Source organism: Arthrobacter paludis (assembly GCF_056782315.1).
In genome coordinates this window covers 86,965-105,094 of sequence record NZ_JBXAEW010000007.1, presented here as the reverse complement: position 1 = coordinate 105,094, position 18,130 = coordinate 86,965, and the positions used below count along the sequence as shown (strand labels likewise).

At 72.9% G+C, this 18,130-nt stretch carries 19 protein-coding genes; 6 read left to right on the top strand and 13 right to left on the bottom strand.

From position 1 onward, the window contains the following. Nucleotides 1-150 precede the first annotated feature (150 nt). The 3 genes from AC1Q5D_RS07705 to AC1Q5D_RS07695 form a co-directional block, all read right to left on the bottom strand. On the bottom strand, nucleotides 151-810 hold the full coding sequence (locus AC1Q5D_RS07705) for a DUF6318 family protein (protein WP_481737995.1): 660 nt from the start codon (nucleotides 808-810) through the stop codon (nucleotides 151-153). A gap of 111 nt (nucleotides 811-921) precedes the next feature. Beyond that, nucleotides 922-1,917 (bottom strand): aldo/keto reductase, encoded by a 996-nt coding sequence (locus AC1Q5D_RS07700; protein WP_481737994.1) that lies wholly within the window; start codon nucleotides 1,915-1,917, stop codon nucleotides 922-924. Nucleotides 1,918-1,952: 35 nt separating this feature from the next. Continuing rightward, complete coding sequence (locus AC1Q5D_RS07695; RefSeq protein WP_481737993.1) at nucleotides 1,953-2,855, bottom strand: dihydrodipicolinate synthase family protein; 903 nt, start codon at nucleotides 2,853-2,855, stop codon at nucleotides 1,953-1,955. A 65-nt stretch (nucleotides 2,856-2,920) separates the two neighbouring features. On the opposite strand from AC1Q5D_RS07695, the gene AC1Q5D_RS07690 reads away from it, so the two are divergent. Both AC1Q5D_RS07690 and AC1Q5D_RS07685 read left to right on the top strand, forming a co-directional pair. After that, nucleotides 2,921-3,382, top strand: a complete 462-nt coding sequence (locus tag AC1Q5D_RS07690; RefSeq protein WP_481737992.1) for a MarR family winged helix-turn-helix transcriptional regulator — start codon at nucleotides 2,921-2,923, stop codon at nucleotides 3,380-3,382. 68 nt (nucleotides 3,383-3,450) lie between these two features. After that, complete coding sequence (locus AC1Q5D_RS07685; protein ID WP_481738065.1) at nucleotides 3,451-4,698, top strand: MFS transporter; 1,248 nt, start codon at nucleotides 3,451-3,453, stop codon at nucleotides 4,696-4,698. Here the strand turns inward: AC1Q5D_RS07685 and AC1Q5D_RS07680 are convergent. The 4 genes from AC1Q5D_RS07680 to AC1Q5D_RS07665 form a co-directional block, all read right to left on the bottom strand. Continuing rightward, a complete protein-coding gene (locus AC1Q5D_RS07680; RefSeq protein ID WP_481737991.1) occupies nucleotides 4,695-5,156 on the bottom strand; it encodes a DoxX family protein in 462 nt (153 codons plus the stop codon). The two genes, AC1Q5D_RS07685 and AC1Q5D_RS07680, sit on opposite strands and share 4 nt — an antisense overlap. Nucleotides 5,157-5,374: 218 nt before the next feature. Beyond that, the gene (locus AC1Q5D_RS07675; protein ID WP_481737990.1) at nucleotides 5,375-5,836 is read right to left on the bottom strand and encodes a DoxX family protein; all 462 of its coding nucleotides are present in this window, start codon (nucleotides 5,834-5,836) and stop codon (nucleotides 5,375-5,377) included. 139 nt (nucleotides 5,837-5,975) lie between these two features. Continuing rightward, nucleotides 5,976-7,784 (bottom strand): glutaminase A, encoded by a 1,809-nt coding sequence (gene glsA / locus AC1Q5D_RS07670; protein ID WP_481737989.1) that lies wholly within the window; start codon nucleotides 7,782-7,784, stop codon nucleotides 5,976-5,978. A 338-nt stretch (nucleotides 7,785-8,122) separates the two neighbouring features. Then, the gene (locus AC1Q5D_RS07665; protein ID WP_481737988.1) at nucleotides 8,123-8,425 is read right to left on the bottom strand and encodes a hypothetical protein; all 303 of its coding nucleotides are present in this window, start codon (nucleotides 8,423-8,425) and stop codon (nucleotides 8,123-8,125) included. A 102-nt stretch (nucleotides 8,426-8,527) separates the two neighbouring features. On the opposite strand from AC1Q5D_RS07665, the gene AC1Q5D_RS07660 reads away from it, so the two are divergent. Further along, nucleotides 8,528-9,940 (top strand): sugar porter family MFS transporter, encoded by a 1,413-nt coding sequence (locus AC1Q5D_RS07660; protein WP_481737987.1) that lies wholly within the window; start codon nucleotides 8,528-8,530, stop codon nucleotides 9,938-9,940. A 2-nt stretch (nucleotides 9,941-9,942) separates the two neighbouring features. Here the strand turns inward: AC1Q5D_RS07660 and AC1Q5D_RS07655 are convergent, their stop codons facing one another. From AC1Q5D_RS07655 to AC1Q5D_RS07640, 4 genes are all read right to left on the bottom strand, one after another. Then, nucleotides 9,943-10,731: an SGNH/GDSL hydrolase family protein gene (locus AC1Q5D_RS07655; RefSeq protein WP_481737986.1), complete on the bottom strand. Its 789-nt coding sequence runs from the start codon at nucleotides 10,729-10,731 to the stop codon at nucleotides 9,943-9,945. Nucleotides 10,732-10,895: 164 nt separating this feature from the next. Further along, nucleotides 10,896-11,543, bottom strand: coding sequence for a DUF3105 domain-containing protein (locus tag AC1Q5D_RS07650; protein ID WP_481737985.1), 648 nt, complete (start codon nucleotides 11,541-11,543; stop codon nucleotides 10,896-10,898). A 60-nt stretch (nucleotides 11,544-11,603) separates the two neighbouring features. After that, nucleotides 11,604-12,305 (bottom strand): DUF305 domain-containing protein, encoded by a 702-nt coding sequence (locus tag AC1Q5D_RS07645; RefSeq protein ID WP_481737984.1) that lies wholly within the window; start codon nucleotides 12,303-12,305, stop codon nucleotides 11,604-11,606. A gap of 66 nt (nucleotides 12,306-12,371) precedes the next feature. Next, nucleotides 12,372-12,818, bottom strand: a complete 447-nt coding sequence (locus AC1Q5D_RS07640) for a hypothetical protein (RefSeq protein ID WP_481737983.1) — start codon at nucleotides 12,816-12,818, stop codon at nucleotides 12,372-12,374. Between the two features lie 109 nt (nucleotides 12,819-12,927). On the opposite strand from AC1Q5D_RS07640, the gene AC1Q5D_RS07635 reads away from it, so the two are divergent. Together AC1Q5D_RS07635 and AC1Q5D_RS07630 are read left to right on the top strand one after the other, a co-directional pair. Beyond that, complete coding sequence (locus AC1Q5D_RS07635) at nucleotides 12,928-13,653, top strand: M50 family metallopeptidase (RefSeq protein ID WP_481737982.1); 726 nt, start codon at nucleotides 12,928-12,930, stop codon at nucleotides 13,651-13,653. A 177-nt stretch (nucleotides 13,654-13,830) separates the two neighbouring features. Further along, nucleotides 13,831-15,378, top strand: a complete 1,548-nt coding sequence (locus tag AC1Q5D_RS07630) for an SDR family oxidoreductase (protein WP_481737981.1) — start codon at nucleotides 13,831-13,833, stop codon at nucleotides 15,376-15,378. Here AC1Q5D_RS07630 and AC1Q5D_RS07625 read toward each other — a convergent pair. Next, nucleotides 15,375-16,487 (bottom strand): cation diffusion facilitator family transporter, encoded by a 1,113-nt coding sequence (locus AC1Q5D_RS07625; RefSeq protein WP_481737980.1) that lies wholly within the window; start codon nucleotides 16,485-16,487, stop codon nucleotides 15,375-15,377. The genes AC1Q5D_RS07630 and AC1Q5D_RS07625 overlap by 4 nt on opposite strands. Next, nucleotides 16,484-16,981 (bottom strand): hypothetical protein, encoded by a 498-nt coding sequence (locus AC1Q5D_RS07620; protein WP_481737979.1) that lies wholly within the window; start codon nucleotides 16,979-16,981, stop codon nucleotides 16,484-16,486. The genes AC1Q5D_RS07625 and AC1Q5D_RS07620 overlap by 4 nt, the downstream gene beginning before the upstream one ends. 390 nt (nucleotides 16,982-17,371) lie before the next feature. Between AC1Q5D_RS07620 and AC1Q5D_RS07615 the strand changes: the two genes are divergently transcribed. Beyond that, complete coding sequence (locus AC1Q5D_RS07615) at nucleotides 17,372-18,064, top strand: transglycosylase family protein (RefSeq protein ID WP_481737978.1); 693 nt, start codon at nucleotides 17,372-17,374, stop codon at nucleotides 18,062-18,064. Nucleotides 18,065-18,130 lie beyond the last annotated feature (66 nt).

Below are 18,130 nucleotides of genomic sequence, written 5' to 3'. Positions count from 1 at the left end.
GTCCAACTCCGGGGTGTTCGACCCCTTACCCGTGATGGGGATAACGAGTGACGCCCCCGCGGATAATCTTGGCGCCGTACTGAGCGCTTCAGGGACAAGCGTTAGGCTGAATGAGGCCAACAATGCAAGAGCGGCCCATGAAGGTGACATCTATGCACCTGTCACCACGGCTGATTCGACCGTCCAACCGTGCTTTGGATGATGAATCGCATGAAATTCGAGCGGCACTTCTTCTGAACTAATCGGCGCGAATTTTGAATATTCGCCTTCTTCCGAATAGAAACGCCCAGGTTCTTGGACCATCGTGAAAGCACTTTGGTAACGGCCGAACTTGTCCTTGGCTAAGTGGGTGAAGAAATCTTTAGGCGCCGTCTGCCCGCCTAACTGCCACGTCCGCTTTTGAGCTAGCAACTTAGCGGTCTCGATTCGCTTGTCGCAAAAGATGCACGATTCTTCGGATATTGCCTCAAGTTCCGAGGTGTCCCCAGTCGCAATCGCATAGTTCTGCACCTCGAACCAGTACTCGACGAATGCCTCATATCCCTCCTTCGAGAACTCCTTCGCCTTCGCCGGCATCTTCGGCTCCTCCAGGTTCTTGGCCGGGGAAGTCGAGGTTGCCGGTTGCGGGGTCTTGGGCGAAGGCGACGGTTCGGGCCGCGCGGACGACGAAGCGGCCGGGGACGACGCAACAGCACCGGGGGAGGACGACGACGAGCCGGGATCGGCCGAGCTGCCAGCGCACCCACTGAGTGCCAGGCACCCCAGCGCCGCGAGCGCCACCCCCGAGCGGATTCGGACAAGCTGGTTCACGCGCATGGCATCCCATCGGTCGCGATTGACAGTTCGAGTAAATCGATCCTATCGCGAAAAGAGGGCCCGTGGACATTGTCCACAGGCCCTCTTCGGGGTCGGTCCGGAGAGCTACGCCGCGGCGAACTCCTCCGTCTGCACGCTCGCCTGCTGCTCCGGGTTGTACCGCGGCCCGGCAACCGTCGACTGGTTGATGATCGAGTCGACCTCCGCAACCGTCTCGGCGTCCAGCTCCAGCTCCTCGGCCCCGAAGTTCTCCTCCAGATGCTCAGGGTTCGTCGTCCCGGGAATCGCGACGATGTGCTCGCCCTGCGCGAGCACCCAGGCCAGGGCCAGCTGCGCGGGCGTCGCGCCGAGTCGCTCCGCGACCGCAGCGAACGGCTCCAGCAGCTCCAGGTTCCGCGGGTAGTTCTCCCGGGAGAACCGCGGCATCCGGTGCCGCATGTCGCCCTCGGGCAGGGACCACGGATCATCCAAGCGCCCCGTGAGGTAGGCGCGGCCGAGCGGGCTGAAGGCCACGAACGTCGTCCCAAGCTCCCGGCAGGCATCCAGCACGGCCAGCTCGGGGTTGCGCGTCCACAGCGAGTACTCCGTCTGCACCGCGGCGATCGGGTGGACCCGGTGGGCGCGGCGCAGTGTTTCGGCCGAGACCTCGGACAGGCCAATCGCACCGATCATCCCGTCGGTCACCAGCTCCGACAGGGCGCCGACGCTGTCCTCGATCGGCACGTCCGGGTCCGTCCGGTGCAGGTAGTACAGGTCGATCTGGTCCGTGCCCAGCCGCTGCAGCGACGCCTCGGCCTGGACCCGGATGCTGGCGGGCCGGCAGTCGATGTCGGTACCGTTACCCCGCTTGACCAGCCCGCACTTGCTCGCCAGCAGGTAGTCGTCGCGCCGGTTGCCCACCGCCGCGCGGATCAGCTCCTCGTTGGACCCGCCGCCGTACATCGTGGCGGTGTCCAGGTGGTCGACGCCGGCGTCCAGGGCCCGGCGCAGCAGGTTGGCGGCCTCCTGCGGGGAGGGGAAGTTCGAGTAGCCGTGGTTCAGGTTCATGCATCCGAGGCCCAGCGGACGCACCCGGGACCCGGCGAGAAGGCGCTTATCCATAGGCTCTTGTGTAGCACGCGGACGGGTCGGGCGGCCTACAGCGGCTCCCCGAGCTCCTCGAGCAGCCGGGTGAGATCCCGCACCGTCGATCCCGGGACGGGCAGCAGCGGCAGCCTCGGCTCGCCCGCCCCGACCCCGGCGGCCCGCGCCAGCGCGTACAGGTTGCTCAGTTTTCTCAAGCCGGTGAACTCGCGCATGAGCGGGGCGAGCGCGTCGCGCAGCCGCGCCGCCCCGGCGGCGTCCCCGGCGACGACGGCGGCGCGCAGTGCCCCGAAGTGCGCCGGAAGCAGGGCCGCCGGCCCCGAATGCCACGCGTCCCCGGCGAACCCGGCCTCGGCGATCAGCGCGTCCCCGGCCATGCCGTGGGCGAAGCCGGGCGCCGCGGTCCGGCGGAGATCCTCGTGCCGCCGCGCGAACGTGTCGGTGTCGGCGACGACCTCCTTGAGGGCGACGATGTTGGGCACGCGGGACAGCTCGGCGGCGAGCTCGAGCGAGAACGCGAAGTTCGTCGTTCCGGGGTTGGAGTACAGGCACACCGGCAACGTGGTCGCCTCCGCGACCAGCCGGCACTGCGCCGCGACCTCCTCCTCCGTCAGGGGCACGTAGGAGACCGTGGAGACCAGCACGCCGTCGGCCCCGTACGTCTCGGCGTCCTGCACGTGGCCCAGCAGCTCCCGCGTCGAGACGGCGCTGACGCCCGCATACACCGGCAGTCCTGGATTCGCGGTCCTGACGGCCTCGACCCCGGCCTCGAGGACCTCGCGCCGCTCGGCGGCGTCGAGATACGCGAAGCTGCCGGAACTCCCGAGCAGTGCGATGCCGTCCACGCCGGACGCTGCGAGGGACGTCAGGTGCCGGTCGAGTTCAGGGAGGTCGACCCCGCCGTCGTCGTCAAAGGGCGTCACGGGGTAGGCGATGAGTCCGCGGAAGTCAGCCATGCCGCGAGTATGCCATGCCCCGCCCGAAGGTTCACCGAGTTATATAAGTAGGTTATATTCAGGCCATGCCCGACGACCTCGGAACCACCCTGGCCCGCCTCATCTCGGCCACCCATTTCCTGTCCCGCGTGGCGGGCAGCCGCGCCGGGCGCGGGTTGTCGCCGTCGCACTACCGGGCGCTCGCGCTGCTGCGCGAGCACGGCGGCCTGCGCATCGGCGAACTGGCCGGTGCCGTCCGGGTCAGCCAGCCCGGCATGACCAAGATCGTCGGCCAGCTCGAACGCGACGGTGGCGTGGAGCGCCGCCCGGACCCGGCGGACTCGCGGGCCACGCTCGTCGAGATCACGGCCGCGGGCGCCCAGCAGCTCAGGGACCGCACCGCCGGCCTCGCCAAGCAGGTCAGCGGCGACTTCGCCGACCTCACCGCGGCGGAGCGGGACACCCTGCGCGCCGCCGTCGACATCCTCGAACGCCACACCGCCTCCATGCGCACCTCGCGCTCCTCGCCGGAAGGACCACTGCCGTGACACCGAGTCCCCGCCAACCTTCCACCGAACCGGCGCCGGCCGAGGCGGCGCCGGCCGCGGCCCCGGGCATCACCGCCGCCGACCCGACCGAGGCCGCCAATGCGCCCGCAGCGTCCCTGTGGCACCAGCCCCGCGCCGTCTGGGCGGTCGCGTTCGCGTCGGTGGTGGCGTTCATGGGGATTGGGCTCGTCAGCCCGATCCTGCCGGCCATCACGACCGAACTCGGGGCGACCCCGACACAGACCTCGCTGCTCTTCACCAGCTACCTCGCCATTACGGGGACGGCCATGTTCTTCACGAGCTGGGTCTCGACGCGGATCGGCGCGCGGCGCACCCTGCTCCTGGGCCTGGCCATCATCGCGGTCGCCTCGCTGTGCGCGGGGCTGAGCGGCAGCGTCGACGGGATCATCGCCTTCCGCGCCGTGTGGGGCCTGGGCAACGCCCTGTTTATCTCGACGGCGCTGGCCACGATCGTCGGCGAGTCCAGCGGCGCCGCCGGGGCGATCATCCTCTACGAGGCCGCCCTGGGCGTGGGCATCGCCGTCGGGCCCCTCGTCGGCGGCCTGCTGGGCTCGATCGCCTGGCAGGCGCCCTTCTACGGCACCGCCGTGCTGATGGCGACGGCGTTCGCCGCCGTCGCCACGCAGATGCGCGGCGAGGCCAGCCCGGCAGCGCGTTCTCCGCTCGGCGCGCCGTTCCGCGCGCTGGCGCGTCCCGGGATCCTCGTGCTGGCGCTGGTGGCCCTGTTCTACAACATCGGCTTCTTCACGATCATGTCCTGGACGGCGTACCCGCTCGGCTTCGGCGCGCTGGGGATCGGCGTCGTCTTCACCGGGTGGGGCATCGGCCTGGCCCTGACCAGCGTGTTCGGGGCGCCGGCCCTGACGCGCCGCTGGCCGGCCATGCGCGTGGTGTGGGTGACGCTCGCGGTCCTGGCCGCGACGCTCGTCGCGTTCGCGCTCTGCGTGGACTCGGTCCCTGCGCTCGTGGCGCTCATGGTCCTGGCCGGGCTGGAGCTCGGCGTGATGAACACGGTCCTGACGGAGGCCGTCATGGAGGCGACGGACGTGCCGCGGGCGGTGGCGTCCTCGGCCTACTCCGGAGTCCGCTTCCTCGGCGGCGCGGTGGCCCCGCCGGCCGCGGCCGCCCTGGCCGCCGCCTTCACCGCCGGCACGCCGTACTGGCTCGGCGCGTCCGGCGTCGCGGTCTCCATCGTGCTGCTCCTGGCGTTCGGCCGCGTCGTGGCGCCCACGGGGCCGGCCCGCGCGGCGACGGCCCGCGACGGGGCCGAGGCGGTCACGCTCGGCGATGCCTAGGCCAGCCAGACCGTCCCGCGCCGGCGTCCGAAGGCCGGCCCTCCGATCGAGAACGGCCCAGGGCCGAGCAGGGCGCAGGCAAGCGCGCCGGTGCCGAGCGCGAGGACCAGCTCGAAGCCGTTGTCCGCGACGAAGATGCCGTTGGGCCAGTGGATCAGGATCATCGACGCCATCATCTCCAGGAACAGGAGGACGCCGACGAAGCGCGTGAGCACCCCGAGGATCAGCAGGACGCCGCCAGCCAGCTCGAGCGTGGCGGCGACGACCGCGGCGATCTCGGGGAACGGGACGCCCATGTCGGCGAACGAGGCCTGCGTGCCCGGGATGGTGAACTGGAAGAACTTCTGCCAGCCGTGTGCGGCGAAGAGGAAGCCGAACACCAGCCGCAGGATGAGTTGGGTGGCGGCGGTGGCGCCCCCGGTGTGGCGGGTGATCGGCGAATACGTTTCGGTGTCCATGCTGGACTCCTGGGTGGGGCCGGTACCGGTGGTGGGGCGGCTGGCGCCGCCCGGACGGTGGATCAGGCGCTGGCGGCGGGCGGACCGCCACGCCTTAAGTCTAGGCCGGGGGGCCGGAATCTCTGAGGGTGGGCGGCGGGCGGACGGCAACGGCCCGGGAACGACGGCGGCGCTGCGCGCGGTCGTTCCCGGGCCGTGTGGCTCGGCTGGGGTCTTGCCTAGGCGAGCCAGGCGGTCTTGGCGGAGCGGCCGAAGATCGCGTGGTCGAGGGACAGGCGGCCCGGGCCGACGAGGGCCAGCGCCGCGGCGCCCGCGCCGAGGGCCAGGACGAGCTCGAAGCCGTTGTTCTCGATGAAGACGCCACCCTGGAGGTGGACCATGAAGATCGCGCCGATCATCTGCAGCGTGAGCAGGGCGGCCAGGGGGCGGGTGAGCAGGCCGAGCATGATCGCGATGCCGCCGACGAGCTCGATCGTCGCCAGGACGGGGGCGACGAGCTCGGCCGCCGGGACGCCCATCTGGGTGAAGGCGCCCTGGGTGCCGGGGATCGTGTACTGGAAGTACTTCTGCCAGCCGTGGGCCGCGAACAGGAAGCCGATGGCCACGCGCAGCACGAGGCGCGCGGTGGTGGAGGTGGTCGCGGTGGTGGCCGCGTCGTTGCTGAAGGTCGTGGTGGTCATGGTCGCCTCTCGGTCGGGGAAGGCCGGGGTCTGGCCGTGGTTCCCACCAGCATGACAGGAAATTGGTTGAAGTTTCAATATGAGTGACGATGATCACGGCCTCCGGCGTCGTGTGCGGAGGGCCGGGACGCGCGGCGGATCATTCGCGGACGCGCACCGCCGCCTCCCGCAGGTTCTCCTCGACACGGGTATAGGCGTCGCGGGCCACGGCCTTCCAGAAGCGCAGCGCCAGGCCCGGGTTCTCGGCCTCGATGGCCGCGATGGCCTCCGCCGTCAGCACCTTCAGCCGCACCTTCCCCTGGGCCCGGACCCGGATCGACTGCCCGTCTCCGCCCAGGGCGATCTCGCCGAAGGTGGAGCCGGCCCCGAGGGTGGCGTGCCTGAACCGCTGGCCGCGCTGGCGGCTGCTCGTGGCGACCTTCCCGGAGAGGATCAGGTAGATCCCGCCGAACCGCTGGCCGACCCGACGGATGACCTCGCCGTCGTCGTACTCCCGGTCCTCCATCCGTGCGGCGAGGTACTCGACCTCGTCGTCGCCCATCGGCTCGAACGCCGGGAAGTCGCGCACGGCGACCTCCTCCGGCACGCCGCTGCGGTCGCCGTAGAGCGCGACCAGCCACTCCTCGGCCCACTCGATGGCGTCGGTCGGACGCTCGAATTGGGGCAGGTCCCGCCCGGTGGCGGACAGGGCCGCACCGAGCGAGCCGTCGGTGTCCACCAGGGCCAGCGCGCGCCGCTCCTTGCCCATCGCCTCCGCCAGCCGGCGGAGCATGCCGACGGCGGCGTCGTTGACCTCGTCGACCCGGCGCACGTCGAGGATGACGAGCTCCACCTCTTCCGGGAGGGCGGACACGGCCCGGGTCACCGACTCCGTCCCGGCGAACAGCAGGTCCCCGTGGAGCTCGAACACGTGCGCGCGGTGCCCGTTCGCGGCCAGGACGGCCGCCGACTCGTCGTTGCGCCGCACCCCCGACGGCGCCTCGGTCACGTCGTAGCTGTCCCGGATCGCCGACCGGCCCAGCCGGGCGGCCCGCACGAAGTGCAGCTGCATGTCCTCGGCCATCCGGCGCGACGCCGCCACTCCGCGCACGCTGGTGCCGTGCCCGTCCAGGGGAGGGGAGTAGACGGCCAGCCCCAGCTGCCCCGGCAGGACGGCCAGCAGCCCGCCGCCGACGCCGGACTTCGCGGGCATGCCCACCGTGGACGTCCACGCGCCGGCGTCGTCGTACATCCCGCACGTCAGCATCACGGACAGCACGCGCTGAACCGAGTCGATGCCCAGGGCCTGCTTGCCCGTCACCGGGTTGCGGCCGCCGTTGGCGAGCGTCGCGGCCATCACGGCCAGGTCCCGGGCCGTCACGAGGACCGAGCACTGCCGGAAGTAGTCCTCCACCGGCCCGTTCGGGTCCGACTCCACGATCCCCGAGCTGCGCAGCAGGTTGGCCAGCGCCCGGTTGCGGAATCCGGTCTTCGACTCGGACTTGTACACGGCCTCGCTGATCTCCAGGGGGCGCCCGGCCGCGTCGGAGTACGCGGCGAGGATCCGGCCGAACCGGTCCCGGCCGCCGCCGCCCTTGATCAGCGAGGTCGCGGCGATGGCGCCGGCGTTGATCATCGCGTTCTTGGGCCGTCCCGTGTCGCGGGCCAGGGAGATCTCGTTGAACGCCTCGCCCGACGGCTCGACGTCGATCTTCTCGTCGACGGCGTCCAGCCCGTGGTCCTCGAGGGCGAGCCCGTACGTGAACGGCTTGGAGATCGACTGGATGGTGAACTCGTCGTCGGCGTCCCCGACCTCGTACACGTAGCCGTCCACGGTGGCCAGGCAGATCGCGAACCGGCCCGGGTCGGCGTCGGCCATCGCGGGGATCCCCTGGTAGGGGTTTCCCTCGGTCAGCCCGGAGAGTTCGGCGTGCAGGTCCAGCAGGTACTGCTCGATCGGGGAGCGCATGGGCTACAGCCTAGCGAGGGGGCGGACGACGGCGGGGCCGGTCCCCAAGCCGGCCCCGCCGCGGTGTGTCCTTCCGCGCCCGCGGAAGGAGGGAGGCCGGCCGGCCCGATGCCGTCCCCCTGGTGCGTGGGCCGGCCGGTCTCCCGATGGGATGCCCAGCGTGGGGAGCGTGGGCGCGGCCGTTCCCCCCTGTGGCCGGCGGTTCCCCCCGGGTGCCGGCCCCGCGCCCACCGTCTCCCGACGACTGAACGGTTCCAGCCCACCGCGGGGGTCCGACAGTTTGGTGCACGGGCCTCCACGCGGGTTGGTGCACGGCCCTCCGCGGGCGGGGGCCGCCGCTACCGGCGGCGCGTGCCGAGCACCAGCGCCGCACCGGCCACGGCCCCGGCGACCGAGTAGACGGCGGGCCAGGCGCCGATCTTCTTGGCGAGCGGATGCGACCCGCCGAACGCGGCGACGTACAGGCCCGTCAGCGCCGCGGCCCTCCCGGGGCCGGTCTGGCGGTTGACGACGGCGAAGGCGCCGGCGCCCGCCGCCGCGAGGACGGCTCCGCCGAGCTGGCGGTTGCCGGTGTCGCGGGCGGTCTTGTAGCCGCCGACCAGACCGGCGGTCGTCAGCAGCGGGGCGTAGAGGCGGGACATGGCGCTCCTGTGGGCTCGAAAACGGGTTTCCCCAGCGTAGCCGTGTCCCCCTCCCGCGTGGGCCCCTGCCGGATGACGCTACCCGGGCGTAGCATGACCGCCATGTCAAGCACGCATTTGGAAGAAGGCACCCCGACGCGGGTCATCATGGTCGCGGTCGTCGCGGCGCTCGGCGGGTTCCTGTTCGGCTTCGACAGCGCCGTGATCAACGGCGCGGTCGACGCGGTCGGCAGCGAGTTCGCGCTCAGCCCGGTCCTGCTCGGGTTCACCGTCTCCTGCGCCCTGCTCGGCGCCATGGTCGGGGCCTGGTTCGCCGGCCCGATCGCGGACCGGCAGGGGCGCGTGCGGGCCATGGTGGTGGCCTCGGTCCTCTTCACGGTCTCCGCGGTCGGGTCGGGGCTGGCCATCGGCGTCGTCGACCTGATCATCTGGCGATTCATCGGCGGCGTCGGGGTCGGCATGGCCTCCGTGCTCGCCCCCGCCTACATCGCCGAGGTCTCTCCGGCCCACAGCCGCGGGCGCCTGGCCTCGCTGCAGCAGATGGCCATCGTCATCGGCATCTTCGTGGCGCTGCTCTCCGACGCGTTCATCGCCGCCGTCGCCGGCGGGGCGAGCGAGGTCACGTGGCTGGGCATGCAGGCCTGGCGGTGGATGTTCCTCGCCGAGGTGGTGCCGGCCGTGCTCTACGGCGTCCTGGCCCTGATGATCCCCGAGTCGCCGCGCTACCTGGTGGCCCGCAACGAGTTCGCCAAGGCCGGGGCCGTGCTCAGCGAGGTCGTCGGCATCAAGACCAAGGAACACATCGAGGAGAAGATCGCCCAGATCAAGGCGACCATCAACCTCGAGGAGCGCCAGGGCCTCCATAGCCTCGTCGGTGGCAGGGGCTGGCTGCTGCCCATCGTGTGGGTCGGGATCCTGCTCTCGGTCTTCCAGCAGTTCGTCGGGATCAACGTCATCTTCTACTACTCGACGTCCCTCTGGCGGTCGGTCGGCTTCACCGAGACGGACTCCTTCACGATCACCGTCATCACCTCCGTGACGAACATCGTCGTCACCATCGTGGCGATCGCGCTCATCGACAAGATCGGCCGCAAGCCCCTGCTCCTGGCCGGCTCCGCGGGCATGACGCTCTCGCTGGGCCTGATGGCGCTGTCCTTCAGCCAGGCGGTCGGCTCCGGCCGCGACGTCACCCTGCCCGAGCCGTGGGGCGTGGTCGCACTGGTCGCAGCGAACCTGTTCGTCGTCTGCTTCGGCGCCAGCTGGGGGCCGGTGGTCTGGGTGCTGCTGGGCGAGATGTTCTCCAACCGGATCCGCGCCGTCGCCCTCTCCGTGGCCGCCGCGGCGCAGTGGCTCGCGAACTTCATCATCACGACGTCGTTCCCGAAGCTCTCCGAGATCAGCCTGGTCCTCGCATACGGGCTCTACGCGTTCTTCGCGCTCCTGTCGCTGGTGTTCGTCGCGAAGTTCGTCCGCGAGACCAAGGGCCGCGAACTCGAGGACATGCGGGACGCGTAGCCCTACGGCTGCCCGGCGGGCCCGGCCGGGGCGGGCGCGGCGCCGTCGTCCGCCCCGAGCGGCGGCTCCGCCGCCGTCGGCACCCCGGCCAGCTCGGCCAGGAGGGCGGTGCCGAGGACCTCGGCGCCGGCCAGGCTCGGGTGCACGCCGTCGTAGGCCATCCCCGGCGCGTAGTGGCCGGGGCTGGCCTCGGCCCGCAGCCCCGCGCCCGCGTCCACCCACTCCCAGCCCTGGCGGGCGACGAAGCCCGCGAGCCAGTCGTTGTACGCCACGGTCTGGGTCTCGAAGCCGTTGCGCGGCGGCACGGAGGAGACCAGGACGCGCGGGGCGCCCACGGTCGCGGCGATCCCGCGCAGGTTCACGCCGATGCGCTCGAACGGGACGCCCGCGTAGATGTCGTTGGTGCCCGCCAGCAGGACCAGGACGTCTGCGTCCTGCGGCCGCGCGCCCTCGAGCATCTCGGAGGTGGTCGCGCCGCCGACGGCCCAGCCGCCCGTGAACGCAACGCCGGCGTCCTGGGCGAAGTTCACCCAGGACCGCTCGCCGACCACCCGGCGGCGGACGTCCCGCGGATACGCGTGGTCGGCCGTGATCGAGTCCCCGATGACCGTGAACGTGGTGGCCCCCGAGCCCGCCGCGACCGGTGCCGCCGGATCCGCGAGTGGGGGCCGGTCGGCCGGCCCGGGGCCGCGGAACCCGGCCAGGACGACGACGGCGGCGGCCGCGAGCGCCACGCACGCGGCGATCGCGGCGGACAGGCGGCGGGGGAGGCGGACGGGTCGGGACGGCAACTTCGGTGGCTCCCACGGGGACGAGGTTGGCGGGCCCCTTAAGCCTAGGAACCCGCGCCGCGCGACGTGCCGGGGCGGCGGTTGCGATCCGGACACGAAGGTTGCAATCCGGCTACGGCAGGCGCCCTGGCGCCGCCGCTACGGCCGCCGCCCCGGCGCCGCCGCTACGGCTGCAGGCCGCCCGTGCAGGCCGCGCCCGGCTCCGGGGTCTGCTCGCCCTGGCGGTACTTCTGGATGAACGTGCCGATGCGCGGGTCGTCCGCGGACTCGACGGACAGCTGGGCGCCCCACGCGCTGAGCTTGATCGGGGCGTCCTGGCCCTCGTAGGGGGTCAGGAGCATGTACGTGCGCTCGCCGACGGTCTCCTTCAGGGCCTGGACCTGCTCGGCCGGCAGGTCGGGGCTGTAGCTGATCCAGACGGCGCCGTGCTCGAGCGAGTGCACGGCGTTGACCTCGGGGACCTGCTGGTCGTACACGCCGCAGTTGAGCCAGACCGCGTTGTGGTCGCCGCCCGTGCCGGGCTGGGTCTGGTACTGGACCTGGCCCTGGACGTGGTTGGAGCTGGCGAACTCCTGCTCCTGCACGCCCTCGATCGGCTGCGACGCGGCCTCGCGGAGGGCGGACTGCTCGCGGGCCTGGCCGCCGATGACGATCGCGGTCGGGATGGCGATGGCCAGGACCGCCGCTGCCGCGATGACGACGGCCAGGATCTTCGAGCGGCGCGCCTTGCGCTGCTGCTCGGCCAGCATGGCCTGGGCCTGCTGGCGCTTGGCCGAGCGGTCGGCGCCGCCGGAGGTGTTCTTCTTCTGCATGGTCTCTTCCGTTCTCCGGGCGCGGCCGCTGCCGGCCCGGGCCATTGTCGGTGGGGGAGGTTAGCCGAGGCGTTCGAGCAGGCCGTCGATCGCGTTGATCTCCGACTCCTGCGCGACGACCATCTTCTCGGCGAGCTCGAGGACCTCGGGGTGCCCGGCGCGGGCGAGCGCGGCCTCGGCCATCGCGATGCCGCCCACGTGGTGCTCGCGCATCAGGGTGAGGTAGAGGCGGGCCGCCTCGTCGCCGCTGGCCCCGCGGAGGCGCTCCAGCTCCTCGGGGGTGGCCATGCCCATGGACTCCATGGAGTGTCCGGCCGCCACCTCCGCTCCGGACCGGGGCCCGTGGGAGGAAGCGGAATGGCCGGAGTGCGAGGACGACTCCTCGACGACCATGTCCTCCATCCAGGCCATGCTCGGGCGGTCGCCGGTCTGGGGCAGGCCCCAGAGCTCGAGCCACGCGAACATCTGGCCCGACTGGTTGGCCTGGGTGGTGGCGATGTCGTACGCGAGCGAGCGGACCTCCTCGTTGTCGGTCCGGTCGCGCACGACGATCGACATCTGCACGGCCTGGTTGTGGTGGGTCTGCATGTCGCGGGCGAAGCCGGCCTCGGCGGAGAGTTCGCTGGGGGCGTCGCCGCGCGGGGCGAACGCGGAGCCCAGGAGCCAGCCGCCGACGCCGACGGCCACCACGAGGGCGGCGATCGCGGCGGCAAGCCAGCGGTTCGGGTGGGTGGTTGTGTCGGTCTTCGTCGCAGGGTTCAAGGGGAGACGCTCCGGGTTGTCGGTGGCGGCGTCCGGGGGGACGCCAGGCGGGAGGTTGCCTGGCGCCTAGGTGCGGCTGATCGACAGGGCGTGCAGGTCGGGCCGGAGCGTCCCGGGATCGGAGGGGTGGGGCCGCTGCGGCGCGGCGGCTGCCGCGACGGTGGGCCAGCGGAGGTCGGCGTCGGCGGGCGGGCCGCCCGCGGGCCCCACGGGCGTGAAGCCCGCCGGCTCGCCGCAGGCGGCGAAGAGCGGCGGGTGGGACGGGCACTGGCCGTCATCGGCCGCGGAGGGTGCGGTGCCGTCCGCGGTTGAGGACGACGGCGGCGTCGCCGCGCCGGACCGGCCCGCGGGGACGGGACCGGCCTCGGCCGCGGCGGAGGGGCCGGGGACCGGGGCCGCGTCGGCCGGTCCGGCCGTCCCGAACAGCGACAGGAGGCACCCGGCGGCGGCCAGCGCGCCCGCGAGCGCGACGGCCACGGCATGCCGCAGCCGCGCGGCGGGTCGTGGTGCCATGGGCCTCCTCCTCTCGGTCGGGCGCGGGAAGTACCGCCTTCAAGGGTATCGGGAGTTGCCTGTGAATCCGCTTGGAGGACCGGGTGGCGCGGGACCGTAGGGTGGGGACGTGCTTGATCGGTGGTGGGCCGCGATCGCGGCGGGATGGGAGCGGGGCCAGCCCCTGGAGGCGTCGCCGGTCGTGCTGGCGGCGGTGCTGGCGGGCGCGCTCCTGGTGTCCGTGCCCGCGAGGGCCTGGCGGGTCTTCGGGCTCTTCGTGACGTACGTGCACGAGCTCGGACACGCCCTGGCGGCGCTGGTGACCGGGCGCTTCGTGCGCGGGATCCGGCTGCGGCTGGACCACTCGGGCGAGATGCTCAGCCGCGGCCGGGGCCGGTGGGGGCTGCTGTGGTCCGGCTTCTGGGGCTATCCGGCGCCCGCCGTCGCGGGGGTGCTGCTGATTGCCGCAGCCTGCACGGGGTGGGCCGGCGCGGCCCTCTCGGCGACGGCGCTGCTCCTGCTCGCCGCCCTCGTGTTCATGCGCAATCCCACCGGAGTCCTCGTGGCGGTCAGCTGCGCCGCCGCGGCCCAGGCGGCCGTCCTCTGGCTTCCGCAGGCGTCCGTGGCCCACGTCGCGGCGGCCGCCGGGATCGCCCTCGGGGTCGGCTCCGTGCGCGACTGGTTCAAGGTCGCCGCCGTCCACGCCCGGCGCCGCGACGTCCGCTCCTCCGACGCCTTCATCCTCGCGCGGACCAGCGGAGTGCCGGCCGTCCTGTGGCTGGCCGGATTCGCCGCGGTCATCGGCGGCTGCGCCGGGCTCTCGGCCTGGTTCCTGTGGGGCAGCACGGCGGCCTAGCGGAACGCCGCCGCACCGTCAGGACCCGCCGGCGCCCACGGCCGGCGTCCAGGGCGGGCAGCCACGGCCGGGGCCCGCGGCGGCCGCCCGGACGCGGGCTCGCCGCCCGGTGGAGACAGGGACCGCCCGGGCAGCTAGCGTGGCCACAGGAAGCCGGCCCCGGACCAGGGAGTGCCCATGGGCGTGTTCGAGTTCACCACCATCCTGCCCCACCCGCGCGAGGACGTGTTCGCGTGGTTCGAGCGTCCCGGCGCCCTCGACCGGCTGACCCCCGGCTTTTCCGGCCACGTCGTGCAGCGGCCGGACCGCGGGCTCGAGCCGGGCTCCACGGCGGTCGTCGCGGTGGGCGCCCCCGGAGGCCTCGGGCTGGGCCTCTCCGGCCTGGCCGGGACCGTCACCGGGGCGCTCGGACTGCGTCCGGCGCAGGGGCCGGCCCTGCGCTGGACCGCCAGGCACACCGCGCTGGACCGCGGGCACGCGTTCACGGACCGGATGGAGTCCGGCCCGCTGGCCGCATGGGAACACACGCACCTGTTCACCGACACCCCGGTCGGGGCGGCCACCGGCACGCGGATGGTCGACCGGATCGAGTACGAGCTCCCCGTCGTGGGCGGCCTGCCCCGCCCGCTCCCGGGGTGGACCGGCCAGCGCTTCGAGGCGGAGCTGAGCCGGATCTTCACCTACCGGGAGCGCCAGCTGCTGGACGACCTCGACTTCCACGCGGCCCACTCCGGCCCGCCCCGGACCGTCGCCGTCGCCGGGGCGTCGGGCGCGGTCGGGACGCAGGTCGCCGCCCTGCTCGGCGGCGGCGGACACCGCGTCCTGCGCCTGGTGCGGCGCCCGGCCCACGGCCGCGACGAGATCTCCTGGGACCCGGACCGGGGGGTGCTCGACCCCGACGCCCTCGTCGGGTGCGACGCCGTCGTCAACGTCGGCGGGTCGCCGCTGGGCCGCTTCACGGCGGCGAACAAGCAACGCATGCGGGACAGCCGCGTCAAGGGGACCGCGCTGCTCGCGCGAACGCTCGCGGACCTGGCCGGCGACGGCCGCCAGCGCGCCCTGGTCAACGCGTCCGGCATCGGGATCTACGGGGCCCGGCCCCACGAGTCCGGCCCGGTCGGGGGCGCGGGCCGCGCGGGGGCCGACGGTACCGGCGGGTCGGGGGCCGACGCGGCCGAACCCGTCCCGCTGACGGAGGACGCGCCGCACGGCGGGGATTTCATGGCCCAACTCTGCGTCGAGTGGGAGGCGGCGACCGGTCCGGCCCGGCGCGCCGGCGTCCGCACGGTCAACGTCCGCACGGGCATCGGCCAGTGGCCCGGCGGGGCCATGCTCCAGCGGTTCCTCCCCGTCTTCGAGGCGGGTCTCGGCGGTCCGATCGGGCACGGCCTGTGGCACAGCTGGATCGCGCTGGACGACATTGCCGCCGTGTACGCCCACGCGGTGCTGGACGACGCCGTCGAGGGCCGGCTCAACGCCGTCGCGCCGCACCCGGTGACGTCGGACGAGTACGCGCGCACCCTCGGGCGGGTCCTGGGCCGCCCGGCGGCGGTCCCGCTGCCCGCCGCGGCGCCGCGGGCCCTGCTCGGCACCGAGGGGGCCCGGGAGCTCGCGGAGGCCAGCCAGCGCGTCTCGTCCGTGGCACTCGAGGCCACCGGCTACGTCTTCAGGCACCCCTCCTTGGAGGGGTGCCTGCGCCACGTGCTGGGGCGCCAGCCGGGCTAGCCGCGCGAGTCCCGCTTCCCGGGGGACCCCCCGGCGCCGTCGCCCCCGCCGTCGTCCCCGTTCCCGGAGCCGCCGGCCGCCGCGCCGCCCTTCCGTCCCTCGTCGCGCCACCAGCCGCGCCGGTCCTCCCACTCCTCGTCGCCCGGGTCCTCCTCGAACAGCGCCTGGGGCAGCTCGTCCACGGGAACGACCACGAGGTCCCTGACCTTCCAGTCGAGGTCGTCGCACATCCGGCGTGCCTCGTTCAGCTGCTCCACGGTCACGGTCCCGTTGCGGGGGACGACGAAGGACTCGAAGTGGAAGACGTGGCCCATGTCCCGGGCGCGGCTGGCGGCCCGGTCGATCCACGGCAGCGTCGCGAGCCGCGCGTCGACCTCGGCGACGAGCGGGTGCGGGCGCTTCAGGTCGGCCGTCATGGCGCGGCGGTCCATGAGGTCAAGGATCGCGGCGCGGAGGTTCTTCGTGCCGTCGTGCACGATGCTGACGGACACGAGCAGCGCCATGGCCGAGTCCATCCACCACAGCCCGAGGCCCACGCCCGTGACGCCGATGATGGAGGCCGCGTTGGTCTGCCAGTCGGCCTTGTTCATGTCGGCGTCGGCGTGCAGGACCTTGTCGTGGAGGACGGGGGCCAGCTTGAGCTTCATGCGGCCGAGGACCACCGGGGGAGTCGCGATGAAGAGCATCACGGCGATCATCAGCCAGCCCAGCCACACCGTGTTGCCGAAGAGCTCGAGGGTGCCGATCGTCGGGTGCTCGACCCTGACCAGGGCGCTGGCGGACTCGAAGGCCAGCAGGGACCCCACGGCCGTGAGCGCCACGGCCGCCACCAGGTGCCCGACGCCGGCCGATCGGTGGTACCCGTAGGGGTGCTTCGGGTCGCTGGGGCGGCGTGCCACGAGCAGCGCCACCAGGAACGCGATCTGCGGGACGAGGGAGAGCATGTCCTCGATCCACGCCGTCTTCATCACCTGCGAGTTGCCCATGACCAGCGCCACGAGGACGATGCTCACGCTCAGGAACGCGATGCTGATCCACTCGAGCTTCACGGCCTTGCGCAGGGCCTGGGCCTGCTCGTCGGGCAGGTCGGTGCGGCCGAAGTGCCTCATGGGGTCGCAGCCTCCCGGTCCAGGTAGCGCTCCAGCTCCGCGAGGAAGCCGTTCTCGCCCAGCGGGACGAGGAAGACGAGCTTGTGGGTGCCCCCGCCGTCGGCCGGGACCTCCGTGTAGGCGCGGGTCTTGCCGGCCTTCTTGGTCCACGGGGTCTTCGACGTGATGCCCCCGGCGACGAGGTCCAGGCTGCCCGCCTCGAGTCCCCGCACGAGCGCCTCCTCGCTGCCGACCGTCCACTCGATCCGTGCCCCGATGCTCTCGGCGAAGCCCCCGATCAGTGCGGGCTCGCTGCCGCCGACTGTGCCGCCGTCGACCGTCACCAGCGAACCGTTCGGCGAGACGCCGACGCGGAGCACTCCGTTCGTGACGCGCTCGAGCGTTCCCTCGGGGTCCCTGGGGATGCCCAGCCCGCACCCGCCGAGCACGAGCGTGCCGGCCACGGCGAGTGTGAGGAACATCACCAACTTCCGGAATCGGGTGAATGCACTCATGCCGTGAGGCTACCCCCGGTTCGCGGATCGCGTGGGGTGGCCCGCGGCGGAGGCGCACGTCAGGCCCGCGCGGGACGGTTTCCGGGCGCGGCGCCCCGCCCGCCACGGGAGGACGACGGCGGCGCCGCGAGTGCGTGGTCCGCCCGGGCGGGCGCGCCCCGCGACGCGCGCGGGGTTTGCAGCGATTTGACTTCCGCCCCCGCCGTTGCCGTACCGTGATCTGGTAACGGTTTGGTAACGCGCCCTCTTGGGCGGTTCCGAACGGCGGAGCGGCCCGTATCCGATGGATCGTCCACGGGTCCGCCTGACTTGAAGTCGATAGTCGACGCCGGACGATCGCGCACCGAAGGCCGGGGACGGCCCGAGCGTTGGGATGGCCCCTGGAGAACTGTGATCCAGAAGAACCACAACACCAAGCGTTTCACCCGGGCCGGCGTCGCAGGCGGCGTCGCCGCCCTCGCCCTGACGGGCGCCGCGGCCGGCCTGACCACCGCCCCCGCTTCTGCCGCCCCCGTGTCCACGTGGGACGCCCTCGCCCAGTGCGAGTCCGGCGGCGACTGGTCGATCAACACCGGTAACGGCTACTACGGCGGCGTGCAGTTCAGCCTGAGCACGTGGCAGGCCTTCGGCGGCACGGGCATGCCGAACGAGGCCTCGAAGTCCGAGCAGATCCGCATCGCGGAGAAGGTCCTGGCGACCCAGGGCTGGGGCGCCTGGCCGGCCTGCTCCGCGGAGCTGGGCCTGTCCGGCACCGAGGGCGTCACCGCCGCCGACGCCGAGGTCGAGGCCCAGGCGGCCGAGACCGAGGTCCAGGCCCAGGCCGACGTCGAGGCGGAGGCCGAGGTCTCCGAGCCGAAGCACCGCGCCGAGGGCCCGGCGTCCACCGAGAAGGCCTCCTCCGGCCACGGCAAGCACGTCGCCTCCTCGGGCGAGGAGCACACGGTCGAGGCGGGCGAGACCCTCGCCAAGATCGCCGATTCCCACGGCACCACGTGGCGCGCGCTCTGGGAGGTCAACGACGACGTCGTGGCCGACGCCGACCTGATCTACGTCGGCCAGGTCCTCGAGATCCCGGCCGAGTAGGCCGCGGCCCCGGGGGGGGGGGGGGGGGGGGGAGGGGGTGGGGGGGGGGTGGGGAGAAGAGGGGGG